The sequence below is a fragment of the Pseudomonas sp. A125 genome, assembly GCF_055409485.1.
In genome coordinates, this window is record NZ_JBUZVP010000013.1 from 173,545 (window position 1) to 190,026 (window position 16,482).

16 protein-coding genes are annotated in these 16,482 nt (G+C 62.0%); 14 read left to right on the plus strand and 2 right to left on the minus strand.

All coding sequences use genetic code 11. The annotated features are described in order from the left end of the window. Nucleotides 1–227 precede the first annotated feature (227 nt). The 10 genes from ACZRN6_RS19215 to ACZRN6_RS19260 all read left to right on the plus strand — a co-directional run bounded on the left by ACZRN6_RS19215 (nt 228) and on the right by ACZRN6_RS19260 (nt 11,816). The gene (locus ACZRN6_RS19215) at nt 228–1,631 is read left to right on the plus strand and encodes an amidase (protein WP_464008556.1); all 1,404 of its coding nucleotides are present in this window, start codon (nt 228–230) and stop codon (nt 1,629–1,631) included. 218 nt (nt 1,632–1,849) lie between these two features. Continuing rightward, nucleotides 1,850–2,608: a DeoR/GlpR family DNA-binding transcription regulator gene (locus tag ACZRN6_RS19220; RefSeq protein WP_322144801.1), complete on the plus strand. Its 759-nt coding sequence runs from the start codon at nt 1,850–1,852 to the stop codon at nt 2,606–2,608. Beyond that, on the plus strand, nt 2,586–3,866 hold the full coding sequence (locus ACZRN6_RS19225; RefSeq protein WP_464008535.1) for an allantoate amidohydrolase: 1,281 nt from the start codon (nt 2,586–2,588) through the stop codon (nt 3,864–3,866). Before ACZRN6_RS19220 ends, ACZRN6_RS19225 begins: the two co-directional genes overlap by 23 nt. An 8-nt stretch (nt 3,867–3,874) precedes the next feature. Continuing rightward, nucleotides 3,875–4,831, plus strand: coding sequence for a phosphotransferase (locus tag ACZRN6_RS19230; protein WP_464008536.1), 957 nt, complete (start codon nt 3,875–3,877; stop codon nt 4,829–4,831). Further along, a complete protein-coding gene (locus ACZRN6_RS19235) occupies nt 4,828–5,763 on the plus strand; it encodes a phosphotransferase (protein WP_322144804.1) in 936 nt (311 codons plus the stop codon). Before ACZRN6_RS19230 ends, ACZRN6_RS19235 begins: the two co-directional genes overlap by 4 nt. Nucleotides 5,764–5,893: 130 nt before the next feature. Next, a complete protein-coding gene (locus ACZRN6_RS19240; RefSeq protein ID WP_464008537.1) occupies nt 5,894–6,148 on the plus strand; it encodes a hypothetical protein in 255 nt (84 codons plus the stop codon). Continuing rightward, nucleotides 6,145–7,677 carry a sodium:solute symporter family protein gene (locus ACZRN6_RS19245; RefSeq protein WP_464008538.1) on the plus strand — a complete coding sequence of 511 codons (1,533 nt, stop codon included), beginning with the start codon at nt 6,145–6,147 and terminating at the stop codon, nt 7,675–7,677. The genes ACZRN6_RS19240 and ACZRN6_RS19245 overlap by 4 nt, the downstream gene beginning before the upstream one ends. A gap of 165 nt (nt 7,678–7,842) precedes the next feature. Next, a complete protein-coding gene (locus tag ACZRN6_RS19250; RefSeq protein ID WP_464008539.1) occupies nt 7,843–8,340 on the plus strand; it encodes a sigma-70 family RNA polymerase sigma factor in 498 nt (165 codons plus the stop codon). Next, complete coding sequence (locus ACZRN6_RS19255) at nt 8,337–9,284, plus strand: FecR domain-containing protein (protein ID WP_464008540.1); 948 nt, start codon at nt 8,337–8,339, stop codon at nt 9,282–9,284. The genes ACZRN6_RS19250 and ACZRN6_RS19255 overlap by 4 nt, the downstream gene beginning before the upstream one ends. Before the next feature lie 90 nt (nt 9,285–9,374). After that, nucleotides 9,375–11,816 (plus strand): TonB-dependent siderophore receptor, encoded by a 2,442-nt coding sequence (locus tag ACZRN6_RS19260; RefSeq protein WP_464008541.1) that lies wholly within the window; start codon nt 9,375–9,377, stop codon nt 11,814–11,816. A 203-nt stretch (nt 11,817–12,019) separates the two neighbouring features. On the opposite strand, the gene ACZRN6_RS19265 is transcribed toward ACZRN6_RS19260, so the two are convergent. Next, complete coding sequence (locus ACZRN6_RS19265; protein ID WP_464008542.1) at nt 12,020–13,078, minus strand: HoxN/HupN/NixA family nickel/cobalt transporter; 1,059 nt, start codon at nt 13,076–13,078, stop codon at nt 12,020–12,022. Nucleotides 13,079–13,181: 103 nt separating this feature from the next. On the opposite strand from ACZRN6_RS19265, the gene ACZRN6_RS19270 reads away from it, so the two are divergent. The 3 genes from ACZRN6_RS19270 (at nt 13,182) to ACZRN6_RS19280 (ending at nt 15,409) form a co-directional block, all read left to right on the plus strand. After that, the gene (locus ACZRN6_RS19270; RefSeq protein WP_464008543.1) at nt 13,182–13,730 is read left to right on the plus strand and encodes a DUF924 family protein; all 549 of its coding nucleotides are present in this window, start codon (nt 13,182–13,184) and stop codon (nt 13,728–13,730) included. A gap of 281 nt (nt 13,731–14,011) precedes the next feature. Continuing rightward, nucleotides 14,012–14,644, plus strand: coding sequence for a glutathione transferase (yfcF, locus tag ACZRN6_RS19275; protein WP_464008544.1), 633 nt, complete (start codon nt 14,012–14,014; stop codon nt 14,642–14,644). A gap of 33 nt (nt 14,645–14,677) precedes the next feature. Then, entirely contained in the window at nt 14,678–15,409 is a 732-nt protein-coding gene (locus ACZRN6_RS19280) for a GntR family transcriptional regulator (protein ID WP_322144813.1), read from the plus strand. Nucleotides 15,410–15,424: 15 nt separating this feature from the next. Here the strand turns inward: ACZRN6_RS19280 and ACZRN6_RS19285 are convergent, their stop codons facing one another. Further along, the gene (locus ACZRN6_RS19285; RefSeq protein WP_322144814.1) at nt 15,425–15,688 is read right to left on the minus strand and encodes a hypothetical protein; all 264 of its coding nucleotides are present in this window, start codon (nt 15,686–15,688) and stop codon (nt 15,425–15,427) included. A 143-nt stretch (nt 15,689–15,831) separates the two neighbouring features. Here ACZRN6_RS19285 and ACZRN6_RS19290 point away from each other — a divergent pair, with 143 nt between their 5' ends. Then, complete coding sequence (locus ACZRN6_RS19290; protein WP_464008545.1) at nt 15,832–16,476, plus strand: ATPase; 645 nt, start codon at nt 15,832–15,834, stop codon at nt 16,474–16,476. The last annotated feature ends 6 nt before the right edge of the window (nt 16,477–16,482 follow it).

Sequence of the window (16,482 nt, forward strand, 5' to 3'; positions counted from 1 at the left end):
TCAGCGCTATCCACTGCTACTGATAGGACGTTTCGCCATACTCCCGACTAAACCGGCCCTTTTTCGTAAGCCAAATCCCCCCTGTAAAAACAAATCCCACAAAACCCACATACACAACAAATCCAACTTGACAGCCGCCATTCCCTTGGCGTCTATTGACGTACCCGCTGGACCCTTTCGCAGATGTCCCTGGATGCTCAATGAAGACTGATACCTCACTGGCTCACATGCCCAGCGTTCTCCAAGCGGCCGAAAGTATCCGCCTGGGCACTCTCTCCCCCGTGCAACTGGTGGAACAAAGCCTCGAATCCATCAAAGCCCACAATTCCACACTGAATGCCTTTGGCGACGTCTACGCCGAGTCTGCGCTGGAGCAGGCTGAAATCCTGACCGCAGAAGCACAGGCCAACCAATTTCGCGGCCCGCTCCACGGCATCCCCTTCGGCATCAAAGACCTGTTCTCCACCGCCAACCTGCGCACCACCCGTGGCTCGCTGACCGGCCTGGACAACGTTCCCACCCAGGACGCGCCGATCATTCGCCGCCTCAAAGACGCCGGTGCGATCATCCTCGGCAAGACTGCCACCACCGAATTCGGCTGGACCGGCGCGAGCACCTCCCGTGTCTTCGGCAACGGCCGCAACCCGTGGAACCCTCAACTCACCAGCGGCGGCTCCAGCTCCGGCTCGGCCATCGCCGTGGCGGCACGCATGGTCCCGGCCACGCTGGGTTCTGACGGCGGCGGTTCGGTGCGGATTCCCGGTGCGTTCTGCGGTGCATTCGCCCTTAAAGGCTCTTTGGGGCGCATCCCCACCTGGCCCTGGTCGGCCACTGAAATGCTCAGTCACGCTGGCCCGATCACCCGCACCGTGCGCGACAGTGCGCTGCTGTTCGATATCCTGTCCGGCCCCGACCCGCTGGACCACCAGGCCTTGCCCGCGCCCAACGAGTCTTACCTGGCGCGTTGCGACCTGCCACTGGGCCCGTTGCGTGTGGCGTATTGCCCAACCTTGTTCAACACCCCGGTGGACCCGGTCATCGCCGCCACCGTCGAGGCGGCGGTGCATTACCTTGCGGATGAGCTGTCGGTCACCGTCACCACCCTGGCTCTGGACTGGCGAGACCCGCTGGCCACCTTCGAAACCCTGTGGGTCGGCGGGCGCGGGATCGCCTATGGCAAATCCCTGGCCGACCGTCTCGACCAACTGGACCCAGGCTTCGCCGCACTGATCAAGCGCTCCGCCGATTACGATCTGGCGGCCTACCTGAAGGCCGTGCAGCAACGCGCATTGTTCGCCAATCAGGTACACGCCCTGTTTAACGACTACGACGTGCTGCTGATGCCGACGATGCCGATCTTGCCATTCGCCGCCGACCAGGTTGCCCCGCAAGGTTGGCCAGGGGAGGAGGGCGCAGTGCCGTGGGCACGCTGGACGCCATTTACCTATCCGTTCAATATCACCGGCAACCCCGCCGCCAGCCTGCCCTGTGGCTTCAGCCCAAGCGGTTTGCCGATCGGCTTGCAGGTGATCGGCCCGCGTTTTGCCGACGCTCAGGTGTTGCAATTCTGCGCAGCGGTGGAAGCCATTGCCCCTTGGGATCAGCACCTGCCCCCGATGCTGACGCCCTGATTGATTGCACCCGGAGTGGGCTCAACAGAAGCCCGCCCGTGATAAACGCTTTGTGTTGTCCTGCCCTTTCACACCCTGATGAGTGAGAGGTACCCGTGACCCTGTCCATGGCCGTATTACGCCCGATGCTCACCGCTGGACCGGCTTTTGCCGCGTCTCGCCGTGGGCCTCGCGCGCGCAATCGCGGCCGCCTGAACCTGCCCTGGAATACTTCTTTTATGCTCAACCAGCCACGACTCGACGAAATCATGCTCCTGCTCATCCAACACCAGCGCGTCAAGGCGTCGGACCTGGCGCAGGCGCTGTTCGTCTCCGAAGAAACCATCCGCCGCGACTTCAAGTACCTGGAAGAAGCCGGCAAGCTGCGGCGCATCCACGGTGGCGCGATTTTGCCGCGGCTCAACGAAGAGCAGCCGTTGCAAGTGCGCAGCCGCATCAAGCCCCAGGCCAAGACGCGCATTGCGGCGTGCGCGGCCAAGCTGGTGAGCGAAGGCATGGTGCTGTTTCTCGACACCGGCACCTCGACCCTGGCCCTGGCCCAGCAACTGACCGGGTTCAGCCAGTTGCGCATCATCACCAACTCCCTGGACATCGCCCGCCTGATCACCGAACAAAGCGCCAACCAGGTGCTGGTGGTGCCCGGCGATGTACGCCGCAACGACAACGCGCTGATTGGCGCCCACACCCTGGAATTCGTCCGACAGTTCCACTACGACATTGCCTTCATGGGCATCGGCGCTGTCGACCTGGAACTGGGGTTCATGGACTACCAGGAACCCGAGGCGCTGCTGCGCCGGGCGCTGACCAAACACAGCCTGCGCAGCGTGATCCTGGCCGACGACGCCAAGTTCGGCCACCGCACATTCATCAACACGCTGCCGTTCAGCGCCATCACGACCCTGGTCACTAATCGTGCGCCGTCCGCCGATTTTGCGACCCGCCTGGAGCAAGCCCATGTCGACATCCTTTACCCCTGAGTTGCTGTCGCCCAGTGAACAGGACCTTGCAACCTTTGAGGCGCTGTTTCGTGACACGTCAGCCATCGGCGCAACCCCGGCCGGTGGGCTGCATCGCCTGGCGGCCTCGGCCGAGGACGGCGCCGTGCGCGACCTGTTCGCCGCCTGGCTGACCGAGCGCGGCTTTGAAGTGCGTGTGGATGCGGTGGGTAACATGTTCGGCTTGATCACCTTTAATCCAGACGCGCCCTACGTGCTATGCGGATCGCATCTGGACAGCCAGCCCAGCGCCGGGCGTTTCGACGGCGTCTACGGCGTGCTGGCCGGCGCGGTCGCGGTGGCCAGCCTGGCCCGCCAACTGCGTGAACGCGGCGAAGTGCCGGCGTGCAACCTGGCGGTGGTGAACTGGACCAACGAGGAAGGCGCGCGCTTCCAGCCCAGCCTGATCGGCAGCAGCGTGTTCACTGGCGACCTGGCGCTGCAAGACGCCTGGGCCTGCTGCGATGGCGACGGCATCAGCCTCAAGCACGCGCTGCAACAGATTGGTTATCTGGGGGAGGGCCGGGTCGAACTGGATGTCGCCGGTTATGTAGAAATCCACGTCGAACAAGGCGACGGTCTTGAGCGCGACGGGCTGGCCATCGGTGTGGTGCGCGAGACCTGGGCCGCCCTCAAACAACGGATTCGTTTTATCGGTGAACAGAACCACACCGGCCCCACGCCCATGGCCGCGCGCAAGGACGCCTTGCTGGCCGCCGCCCATGCGATCACCGCCGTGCGTGCCGAGGCCGAGCTGCACGGCTTGCAACTGCACAGCTCGGTGGGGCGCCTGGAGATCTACCCCAACTCGCCCAACGTGGTGCCCTCCAGCGTGACACTGCACGTGGAATACCGCTCGCCAGACACCCAATTGCTGGCCGCAGCCGGTGAGCGCCTGAGCGCCAGCCTCAAGGCCACCGCCAGCGCCACGTCGACCGACTACAGCATCGAAAGCCGCGCCCTGCGTGAGCCGACTCACCTGCACCACGGTTTTGCCGAACTGGCCTACAGCGTCGGCCAACAACTGGGCTTGCCCATCGGCAACAGCGTCACTGTCTCAGGCCACGATGCCATCAGCCTGAGCCGGCACTACCCGGTGTGCCTGCTGTTTATCCCGAGCAGCAACGGCGTGTCCCATAACGAAGCGGAGTTCACTAACGAGCAGGACATGCGCAATGGTTTGCACATGCTGACCGCGTTGCTGCACCGCGCCTGTTCCACCCCCAACGCCTACCGCTGAGGTCTGCCATGTCGAGTCGTTTGCAAGCAAAGTCACGGCTGTTGGGCGCCCTGGAGGCCGCCGGTTTGTCCGCCCATGTGGTGGTCGAAGAGGGCACCGCCGGGATTGCCTCGCCGGTGCGGTTGGCCACCGAATGGGCAGGTTTTACCGTCACCGCGCCGTGGGGCCAGTGCTACGCCAAGGTGCTGCATGACGACATGCGCGCGCTGATCGATATTGAGCGCAGCGCCCGCGCCACCCAACTGGCGGCGGATTGCGACGTAACGCCCGGCGTGCGCCTGTTGGATGCAGCGGCCGGCGTGTTGCTACTGGACGCCTTGCCCGCCAGCGAGTGGCGCTGGGCTCGCCTCGACGAACTGATGCACCCCCAGCGCCTGCAAGCGCTCTGGGCACTGAAGAAACAACTGCACCGAGGCGCTTCACCGGGCTTCACCCGCTCACCACTCCAGGACATCCAGCACCTGCACGAGCTATGCGTGCGTTATAGCGTGGCCCTGCCCATTGATCACGCCTGGGTCAGCACCTGCATTGACCTGGCCTGGACCTCCCTGCAACTGAGCGCCAGCGACTTGGTGCCGCTGCACGGCGACGGTGTGGCCAGCAACGTGATGATCGGCCCGGGCGGCGCCCTGCAACTGATCGACTTCGACTACGGCGGCAGCGGCGATCCCTGGTACGACGTGGCCATCAGCCTCAACGAGCTGTATGTGTTCGAAAGCGACTGGCGCGAAGGCATCGTTGCCTGGGCCGGGCAATGCCGCGAAAGCGACTACGCGCGCTGCCGCTTGTACGCCTTGATCAACGATTGGTACTGGACCCTCTGGGGCCTGTGGGTCGGCGCCACCTCGGCGCGGCCGCTGGAGTTCTCCAAAGTCGGGCAGTGGACGCTGTTGCGCTGCCGCCAGAGTCTGCACGACCCACGGTTTGAAAGTTGGCTACGTCAGGTACAGGAGGGGCAGGCATGAAAGCGTTAGGTGAAGGGTGTACGCCACAAGAGTGTCAGCTGGAAGCAGCGGTGCGCGGTGTCGCCAGTTGGGGTGGCAGCGGGATCCGTTATGAGCCGGTCAGCGGCGGGATTTCCAACACCAACTGGCGGGTGGAAGTGGCCGGCATCGACACCGCGTATTTCTTCAAGGTACCGGGCGTTGGCACCGAGATGTTTATCGACCGCCGCACCGCCCACGACGCCAGCCTCAAGGCCGCGCAAACCGGCTATGGCGCGCCGGTGTTTGCCTTCCTTGAAGAGTTTGGCGTGGAAGTCTTCGAATTCATGGAAGGCTGGCGTGCTTCGTCCAACCACGATTTCCTCGACCGCGACGTGCGCCACAACGCGCTGCACGCCCTCAAGGCGTTCAACGACCAGCCACCATTGGTACAGACCAAAACCGTGTTCGACATGATTGCCGAGCACCAGCGCCAGGTGGAGCAACTCAACGGCTGCAAACCCGCCGACGACGCCTGGTTACGCCGCCAATGCGATCGCGCACGGGGTGTGCTGCAAGCCTCCGGCATCGACCTGGCACCGTGCATGAACGACACCCTGGCGGGTAACTTCATGCTCAACGACCGTCGGCAGATTCGCCTGGTGGACTTTGAATACGCTTCCAACAACGACCGGCATTACGAACTGGCGCTGTGGTTCGGCGAGATGTTTTTCACCGACGAGATGGAGCTGGCCCTGATCGAGGACTACTTCGGCCAGGTCACCCCGCAGAACCTCGCCCGCATCAAGTTGCACAAGGCCCTGGCGGATATCAAATGGTCGACCTGGGCGATGGTGCAGCACGCGGTGTCGCAGCTGGATTTCGACTTCTACAAATATGGCACCTGGAAGCACATGCGCGCCCGCAGCATCATCAATGATTCGCAATGGGAAACCTGGCTAAGACAGGCTTGAGCCTGCGCCATAACAATAACGACGACACACACGTTCCGCCTTTGGCGCTGGTTTGCGCTGACGTTCACTGCTTGATTTTTTGTTTGATCACATAACAAACCGATCCAGAAATTCAAGGAGCACCCGACTCATGAAATCCGATAGCGCACCATCTGGCCGCCTGAAGAGCCAACTCTTCGGCGTGTATTTTGTCCTGTTGCTGATGCTCGCCCTGTTCCCGCCGTTCTATTTGAGCGTGAGCGGCAGTACCGCGTTGGTACTGGGCATTCCATTGCCGATCTTCTACTGGATCGCCATTGCGGTGCTCGCAGGCCTGGGCCTGTGGGCGTTGTATGTCGCCGAGCTGAAAGCCGGTGAAATACCCGAAGAGGGGGAAGCGCAATGATCAGCACCACCAGCGATGCCAACCTCTTTATCACCTTCGGCGTCATCGGCCTGTTTTTGGCCGGGATGATCGCCGTGCTGTACGCCACCAACCGCGAAAGCACGAGCTTCTCCGATTACGCCGTAGGCGGGCGCTCCTACGGGCCGTGGTACATCGCCATGTGTTACACCAACTCCTGGTGGCCGGGCTCGACCTTTACCGCGTTTTTTGCCCTGACCATCGGCGGCGCCCTGGGATTCTACGGCATGGTCTACGCCACCCTTGGCGTGACGGCGATGTACCTGATGGCAAGGCGCGCCTGGACCTGGGGCCAGCGTTTCAACCTGCGCACCCAGCCGGATCTGCTCGGTATGCGTTTCAATAGCCCGGTGGTTAAACGGGTGGCTTCGATCATTGGCATCATCTCGGTATTCCCGTGGGTGGTGATGGGCATCCAGGCGTTGGCGATGCTGTTCCAGTTCGCCAGTTTCGGCCGTTGGGGCGTGACCACCTGCCTGATCGCCGGCGTGGGGGTGGTGCTGGTGCGTCAGTACTGGACCGTGAGCATGGGCATGCGCGGGCTGATCATGACCGACATGTTCCAGGGCCTGATCGCCTATGTGTTGTGCGCGGCGCTGTGTGTGTTCCTGCTGTTCGGCGACCAGGCGTCGTTCTCCAACCTGTCGCACTTGCCGGCGAACATGCTGCTGATTCCCGGTGCCAGCGGTACCGGCTACGGCCCGTTGTACATGTTCAGCCTGATCTTCACCGGCGTGGTCGGTTCGATGTGCTGGCCCATGAGCTTTCAGCGCATCTACACCGCCAGCGGCGTCAAGGCGGTGAAGAAGGGCACGCTGTACACCATCCTGTTGGTGGGAGGCTTCTACGGCATCCTGATGCTGTTCGCCGCGGCCATCAGCCAGGACCCGAACGTCATCGCGCACCCGCAACAAGGCTGGTTCCTGTCGCTGTTCGATATCGGCGGGCCGTGGATGCTGGCGCTGGCGATCGTCATCGTGCTGGCGGCAAGCATCGGCCACGTCGACGGTTGTGTGCAGGTCTGCGGCACGCAGTTCGCCAATGATTTGGCCACGTGGAATACCCCGCGTACGGATCGACAACTGACACTGCTGGCCAAGTCGGGCATGGTGGTGTTCATCGTCGCCGCGTCGGTGCTGGCATACCTGACCTTTGATTACGCCCGGTTACAGTTGCTGGCGCAGATTTCCTACCAGGGGATTATCCAGTTGGCCGTGCCGCTGTTTTTCGGGATCTTCAGCCGCCGCGGGAACAAGGAGGGCGCGATTGCCGGGATGCTGGCGGGAATTGTAGTGGCCATCGTGCTGACGACGATGTACCCGGATGACATTCCCGGGTTGGGGTCTTTGACCAGCGGGATTGTTGGGTTGGTGGTCAACGCGGGGATTTTTGTAGTGTGTGCGTTGGCGATCAAGCCGAGCGCGCAAGAAAGCGCTCGGGTGGAACAGTTGTTCGAGATGGCAGCACCAGGTCGCAAGGTGTCAGTGGGAGCAACGCCAGTTTTGAACTGAGCCCAATACCTATGAAGATCAACTGTGGGAGCAGCCAAGCGCTCCCACAGGAATCTGCAGCGCTCCAACAATGCGAAATTGCCAGTTACAACCTCGGCAGACTAGAATGCGATCAATTCTTAATTACGCTTGAGCCTCATCGCTCGGCGCGCCCCGGTGATCGGCATGTCGTCTCCCCTCAATCTGCATATCCAGGACCTGTACTGCGAACACCATGGATGGTTGCACCGCTGGCTGGCCCGCAAGCTGGGCAACGCCAGCGATGCCGCCGACCTGGCTCACGACACCTTTATGCGCCTGCTGAGTCGCCAGGCCAGCAGCAACCTGGGCGCCGAGCCCCGCGCCTTGCTCACCCACATCGCCAAGGGATTGATGATCGACAGTTGGCGCCGCCAGGAGGTGGAGCGCGCCTACCTGGAAACCATCGCGCACCTGCCGGAACAACACGTACCGTCGCCGGAAACCCGCTGGCTGATCCTCGAAGCGCTGTACCGCATTGAAGCGATGCTGCGGGACTTGCCGGTAAAAACCCGCCAGGCATTCCTGATGTCGCAGATCGACGGCCTGACTTATCAGCAGATTGCCGAGGCCTTGGGCGTGTCGCTGATCTCGGTCAAACGCTACATGCGCGACGCTTTCCTGGCTTGCCTGAGCGTGGCATGAGCCAGTCGATTGATCCGCTGATCCTCGGTGAAGCCGCCGACTGGATGGTGCAGTTGCAGTCTGGCAGCGCCACCGACGACGACCGCCGCGCGATCGCCCAGTGGCAGGGGCGCAGCGCCCAGCATGCCCAGGCCTGGCAACGGGCGCAGGCGATTCTTGGCGACTTCAACAGCGTGCCGGCGGCGATTGCCGGCGATGCCTTAAAGCGCATCGGGCGCAAAAAGCCCCTCGGCCGACGCCAGGCGCTCGGATTGTTGCTGGCGGCAGGCCCGGCGGCCTGGCTGGCATATCGGCAGTTGCCCTGGCAGCAATGGGCGGCCGACCAGCACACCGCCATCGGTGAACAAAAAAACCTCACCTTGCCCGACGGCACACGCGTGCTCATCAACACCGGCAGCTCGTTGAATATCGTGTTCTCTGATCGGGTGCGCCGCATCGAACTGCTCAAGGGCGAAGTGTTGATCACCACCGCCAGGGATTCGGCCCATCGCCCGTTTAGTGTCCAGACCCGCCACGGCACCGCCCGGGCCTTGGGCACACGTTTCAGCGTGCGGGTTGGCGAGCAGCGCAGCCGAGTGGCCGTGACCGAAGGCGCGGTGGAACTGTTGCCACAGCACGCCAGCCAGGGCGTAATCGTCAAGGCGGGCGAGCAGGGCGCCTTCAGTGTGGACCGCGTAGCGGCCGTCGAGCCGCTGGACGTCAGCGCCCTGACCTGGGAAAACGGCATGCTGCTGGCCCAGCACATGCGCCTGGTGGATCTGCTGGAAGAACTGGGGCGTTATCGCGCTGGCGTGTTGCGCTGCCACGACTCGGTGGCAAATCTCACGGTGTCGGGTGCGTTTTCCCTGCGTGATACCGACGCTAGCCTGCACCTGTTGCAGGAAACCTTGCCGGTCAAGGTCAGCAGCCTTACCGGGTATTGGGTGACGGTCGAACCGCGCTGAATCTTTTTCAACGTTCGCTGATACCTTTTTCGTTGTCGTTCGGTGTAGGGGGAGAACCCTCAACATTGCTCCGCGCCGACAGGAATGCCCATGACCGCCAGACCGCTCCCGTACTGCACCCGTCCGTTGAAGGCATTGAGCCTGGCGGTTGCCCTTGCGGCCCTTGCGCCGTTGCAAAGCGCCATGGCGGCAGACGCAGCCCAAAGCAGTGAGGCGCGCAGCTACAGCATCGCGCCGGGGCCGTTGGGCAATGTACTGGCACAGTTTGCAGCACTGTCCGGGGTGCCTTTGTCGTTCGACTCCACGTTGCTCAACGATCAACAAAGCCCTGGGTTGCAAGGCAGCTACAGTGCCCAATCGGGCTTTGCGCAACTGCTGCAAGGCAGTGGCTATACCCTGCAAGGTACCAGCGCGAATGGCTACACCGTGGTGCCCCAGGCCAGCGGCGATGCGTTGGAACTGGGTGCTACCACCATCAGTGGTGAGGCGAGCGGGGCGCAGGCAGATACCTACAGTGGTGGCCAGGTGGCACGTTCGGCGCGCCTCGGTGTGCTGGGCAACCGGTCCATCAGCGACGTGCCGTTCAGCGTGGTCAGCTACACCTCGAAAACCATCGCCGACCAGCAGGCGCGGACTGTGGGCGATGTGTTGCTCAACGACGCCTCGGTGCGCCAATCGGCCGGGTTCGGTAACTTCTCCCAGGTGTTCACCATTCGCGGGCTGCCGCTGAGTACCGATGACATCGCGTTCAACGGCCTGTACGGCGTGCTGCCCCGGCAGATCATCACCACCGAAGCCCTGGAACGGGTGGAGTTGTTCAAGGGCCCCAACGCTTTCGTCAATGGCGTCTCGCCTTCGGGCAGCGGGATTGGCGGCAGCGTCAACCTGGTGCCCAAGCGTGCCGAAGACACGCCCACCCGCAGCGTGACCCTCGATTACGCCAGCGACAGCCAGACCGGCGGCCACATCGACCTCGGCCAGCGCTTTGGTGAAGACAACCGCTTCGGCGCCCGGGTCAACCTGGCGCGGCACGGCGGCGAAACCGCCGTGGATGACGAAAATAAAAGCTCGCAGTTGATCGCCGTGGCCCTGGACTATCGCGGCGAGCGCTTGCGGGTTTCCACCGACTTTGGCTACCAGAAAGAACGCATCAACAATGGCCGCTCGGTGGTTTACCTGACCGGCACCAAAGTGCCAAGCCCGCCGTCAGCCAAAGACAACTACGCCCAGGACTGGAGCTGGTCGCAGCTGGAAGACACCTATGGCATGGTCAACGCCGAATATGACTTGAACGATAACTGGACGGCCTACGCCGCCGGTGGCGCCAAGCACACCCGGGAGAACGGCCAGTATTCGTCGCTGTATGTCGCCAACGACGGCAGCGCCAAAGTGGGCTTCCTGTATTCGCCCCACGACGAAGACAACAAAAGCGCGATGGCCGGCCTGAACGGGCATTTCGCGACCGGGCCGGTGACCCACCAGATGAACATCGGGCTGTCGGGCATCTGGGGCGAGCAACGCTCCTCTTATGAGGCGATCCTGCAGGCCAACCGTCAACCCGGCAACCTGTACAACCCGACGCAAACACCGCGGCCTGCCAATACCTATTTCGGCAGTGATATTCATGACCCGCGTGTGGTCGGCAAGAACCGGATCAAGAGTGCGGCGGTGTCCGATACCTTGGGCTTTATTGATGATCGGGTGTTGTTGACTCTGGGTGTGCGGCGCCAGACGATCGAGGTAGACAACTGGAACACTGCCACCGGCGTGCGCGGTACACCTTACTCAGAGTCCATCACCACGCCGGTTTATGGCCTGGTGATCAAACCGTGGGAGCACGTTTCGTTCTACGCCAACCGTATCGAAGGCCTGGCCCAGGGCCCCACGGCGCCGCTCACCAACGTGACCAACCCCGGTGAAGTATTCCCGCCCAAGCGCAGCAAGCAGACGGAAGCCGGGGTCAAGCTGGACTGGGATAACTATGGCGCCACGCTGGGCGTGTACCGCATCGAACAGCCGAACAATGCCACCACCCGCTTCCCGGGCCAGAAGGTCGATACGTTCACCGTCGACGGCGAGCAGATCAACAAAGGTGTAGAACTCAACGTATTCGGCGAACCCATCGATGGCCTGCGCCTGTTGGCCGGCGCGACCTGGATGGACACCGAACAAAAGAGCACCTCCAACGGCGCCACCGACGGCAACCGCGCCGCCGGTGTGCCACGCTTCCAGTACAACGTCGGTGCCGACTGGGACGTGCCGGGCATCCAGGGTGCGGCGGTCAGCGCACGCATGCTGCGCACCGGTGGCGAATACGTGAATGCGGCCAACAGCCTGAGCATCCCGGCCTGGACCCGCGTCGACCTGGGGGCGCGTTACGGCTTCAAGGCGGACGACAAGTACATCACCCTGCGCGCCAACGTGGAGAACGTGGCGAACAAGGCGTATTGGTCGTCGGCGTCTACCGCCAATAACTACCTGACCCAGGGCGAGCCGCGCACGGTGAAATTGTCAGCGACGGTGGATTTCTGAGTCGCAAAAATCTCTCGAAGTGAAAGAAGATCTTGTGGCCAGGGGGCTTGTTGTGGCGAGGGAGCTTGCTCCCGCTGGGCTGCGAAGCAGCCCCCAAAAGGCCCTGGTGTTATTTCAGGTGGATCGCCATTGCCTTGTTGGGGCCGCTTCGTAGCCCAGCGGGAGCAAGCTCCCTCGCCACAAAAAGCTCAAGCGCTGCACGGTCAACCCGCGCTCACTTCAATCCGGTCAAAGCCCTTGAGGCGATACAGCATCACCGAGATCGCCCAACTCGCCACAAAGATTCCGATGATCATGTAGCCCAGCATCCCGAAGCTGTCGTTCAGCGAGCCGATAAAGCCCCAGAACGACCCCTTCAGGTCTAACTGATCACCAATCAACCCCAGCGCCTCGATACTGCCGATCACTACCGCAACCACCACCGACACCAGCGTGATGGTCATGTTGTAGTAGATCTTGCGGATCGGCTTCATGTACGCCCAGCCATACGCCCCCAGCATCAGGTGGCCGTCGAGGGTGTCCACCAGTGACATGCCGGCGCTGAACAGCAGCGGGAACACCATGATCGCCCACGGCGAAAGCCCCTGTGAGGCCTGCGTCGCAGAAATCCCCAGCAAGCCAATCTCTGTGGCGGTGTCAAAACCCAGCCCGAACAGGAACCCCAGTGGGTACATGTGCCAGCTACGGCTGACCAGGCGAAACACCGGGCGGAAAATTCGCGCCATAAAGCCCCGGTCTGCCAGCAACAGGTCGAAATCATCCTCCACATACGCGCCGCCCTGGCGCACATGGCGCCAGGCCTTGTAGATAGCGTGCAGGATCACCAGGTTCATCAGGGCAATCACCAACAGGAACGCAGCCGAGACCGACGTGCCGATCACCCCGCCAATGGCCTTGAACCCTTCAAACCGCTCCTGCATCGCCGACGCGGCAAACGCGACACCAATGGACGCCAGCACCACCACCGAAGAATGCCCCAGTGAGAAAAAGAAACCGACCGCCACCGGGCGTTTCTTCTCTTGCATCAGCTTGCGCGTCACGTTGTCGATGGCGGCGATATGGTCGGCGTCCACCGCGTGCCGCAGCCCGAAACCGTAGGCCAATAACGCAGTGCCGAGCAACACCGGGTGGTCATGGAACGCCACCGCCGCCCAGACCCACGCCACCACGTTAATGCCGATCAACACGCCGTAGATGCCAAACAACTTGGCCCGAACCTGGGTGTTGGAGTCACTGAAAATCTGGGCAAGGCGTAGGATCATCGACGGTACCCCTGTGGCGCGGAAACATTCAGACACATTCGTGAACTTTATAGGTTTTGTTTAGAGTGATCATGAAATTTGTAGGGCGAATAAGGAGACGGCTGTGACGACTATCGAAAATGGCGCGCTGGCGGTTATTGAGTTCTGGAAACAGGCGGGGCCAAAGCGTTGGTTTGCCAAGGATGAGGCGTTTGATCAGCGCTTTCGCGAGGCTTTTCACGCGGCGCATTTTCAGGCAGCCCGGCGTGAGCTGGAAGGCTGGATGGGCACACCGCAAGGCGCGCTGGCGTTGCTGTTGCTGCTGGATCAGTTCCCGCGCAATACCTTTCGTGGCACCGCGCACATGTTCGCCACCGACCCGCTGGCGCGTTTGTATGCGCGGCAGATGGTAGACGCGGGGATGGACCGGTTGATCGAAACGCCGTTGCGGGCGTTTTGTTACTTGCCGTTCGAGCATTCTGAAGACCCCCAGGACCAACAGCTGTCGGTGGCGTTGAACAAGGATTTGGATGCCAATACCTATCGCTGGGCCCAGGAGCATGCCCGCATCATCGAGCGGTTCGGGCGCTTTCCCCATCGTAATGAGGTGTTGGCCAGGGTGACGACGCAGCAGGAGCGGGCGTTTCTGGATGAAGGTGGCTTTTCGGGGTGACGCTTCAGGCCTGTGACTTGGCCACTGCGTCCCTGATGCCGGACTGACGAAACCGTCGCACCCTCCGGATCAATCGCCCAACGCAGCGCTTCAGTGGCTGACGACAACCGCTTGTTTCATCTGTTGATCGTTCCTTGATCTGTTTTTGAGGGCTGAAGTGCTGCGCCATAGCCTTGCCGTTATCGGTGGTATTCCAGCCAGGAATGCCCCCATAAAAACCGCGCATTTTATTTGCGCGGCGCGATCTCGTAGTGTGGTGCTCCCACCAAGGAGATGCCGCCGTGAACCACCGCCCGCTGAACCTTTACGTTGACGCCCACTTCACCAGCCCGTACGCGATGTCGGCGTTCGTGACGCTGCGCGAAAAAGGCCTCGAATTTGAACTGCTCACCCTGAACCTCGACACGGCCGAGAACCAGTCCGAGGCGTTCGCCCACTTGTCGCTGACCGGGCGTGTACCGACCCTGGTGCAGGGCGAGTTTGCGCTGTCCGAGTCTTCGGCGATCACCGAGTACCTGGAAGAGGTGTTCCCGCAGGTGCCGGTGTACCCGGCAGAACCCCGGCAGCGGGCGAGGGCGCGGCAGGTGCAGGCGTGGTTGCGCAGTGACTTGATGCCGATCCGCCAGGAGCGTTCGACCCTGGTGGTGTTTTACGGGCTAAAGGGCGAACCGCTGTCGCCAGCCGCTGAAGCCGCAGCGCACAAGCTGATCAATGCGGCGCAGGTGCTGTTGGCCGATGGGCGTGACTACCTGTTCGGCGAGTGGTCGATCGCCGACGTGGACCTGGCCGTGATGCTCAACCGGCTGATTCTCAATGGCGACAGCGTGCCCGCCAACCTGGTGGCGTACGCGCAGCACCAGTGGCAACGGCCTTCGGTGCAGGAATGGGTCAAGCAGGCACGACCGTCGCTGTAGGCACCTCCCCAATTACTAAGTGAATACTGACCCATGAATATACTGTCGAGTGACTCCCGCCTGCCGCTGTATCAACGTTTTCGGGACCATCTGATCGAGCAGATCGCCACCAATCGCTGGCGCGCCGGTGCGGCCATTCCCCCGGAAGCGGTGTTGTCCACCCAATACCAGCTGTCTACCGGTACGGTACGCAAAGCGATCGAGGCGTTGGTGGGTGAGGGTATTCTTGAGCGTCAACAAGGCCGGGGCACGTTTGTGCGCCGGCCGAAGTTTCAGTCTTCATTGTTCCGCTGTTTTCGTTTCCAGGGCCCAGGCGGTGAATGCCATCTGCCGCAGAGCCGCATTTTATCGGCCAAGCCGGTGCTGGCACCGGCGTCTGTGAGCGAGGTGCTGGGGCTGGCGCCGGATGCCCCGGTGATTTGCATTGTGCGGGTGCATACGCTGGACACGCGACCGGTGCTGGCTGAGGAAATCTGGCTGCCGCGCGACCGGTTCCAGGCCCTGCTGGACGTAGACCTGACCCGCCAGGGGCTGTTGCTGTACCCGACCTACGAGGAGGTGTGCGGGCAAGTGGTGGCCTCTGCCGGGGAATCCCTCACTGCCGAATCCATTAACGAGGTGTGGGCCCGCTGGCTGCAGGTGCCGGTTGGCAGCCCGGTGATGGTGATCGAACGGCTGGCCCGCGATTACGCCGGTCAACCTTTGGAGTTGCGGCGTGGCCGTGGCCATGCCGAACACTTCCGGTACAACGTGGATATTCGCTGAAGCTGCAGCGCGCGGCTATTCGGCTTCGAGCAACACCAGCCACGTCTGCACTACCCGGCGGTCGAGGTCTTCCCAGTCGGCCATGCCCAGCACGCGGGTGGTGTTAAGCCCGCGCAGGTAGCCGCGTAGCTGCTGGGCGATGGCAAAGACCACTTCCCGCGAGGCGGCGTTATCCAGCAGCACCTGCTCATAATCAAACAGGTAATCGGCAACCCGCTCGCGAAACTCCGGCAGCACGGCTTCACGGATACGGTCGAAGGTTTTCTGGTGGGGCTTCATAGGCATTCCTTATCATTTTGTGTGAGGCGGCCTGCACGACACTATTGCTCCAGATAATAGTCATCATCAAGTATTGCGAGTTCTGTTTTTCTGCAAAAGGAGGACAATTGCCGTCATTCAAGACGATGTGCAAGGACCCTGCAATGAGGACTTTTACCGGATGGGCGCTGGTGGCGCTGCTGATGAGCGGGATTGGCGCGGCGGCACCGGCGGTGGCTGGGGGCGAGCAACCCCGCCATTTGTTGCCAATCGCTGCCAGCCCGGTCGGTTTGCAGCACTCGCAATCGGTCGGGGTGCTTTTCAGCGACAATACCCTCGATAACCTGGAGTACCTGGCGCGCTACCATGCCATGGCGGTCAATGGTGCCAAGGACCAGTTGGACGGGCAGATCCGCCAGGCATTTATCGACAGCTCCGACCCGGACCTGGCGATCGATTGGCTGATGACGTCCCTGCGACACACCTTTGCCTCGGTCACCCGTTACGAAACCCTTGATGCGCTGCTACAGGCGCACCCGGACGTGGTAGTGATGCTCGACACCTACAACCAGTTGCTGACCCAGCGTAATGACCTGGTGGAGGCAAGGTTTGTCGCCAAGTTCTATGACATCCACCTGCAATACATCGACAAAGCCTGGGGTTCGGCGCAATTGCACTTGCCTTCTGTATGGGTACATGACAAAACGGCGCCCCAGATCGCTGCACAGATTGGGCAGCAGCGCGACGTTCAGTTGAATGCGTTAAAGCAGTTTGATGCCTCGCTCAAGGCGCTGGTCGCCGCAGGTTGACGCCCA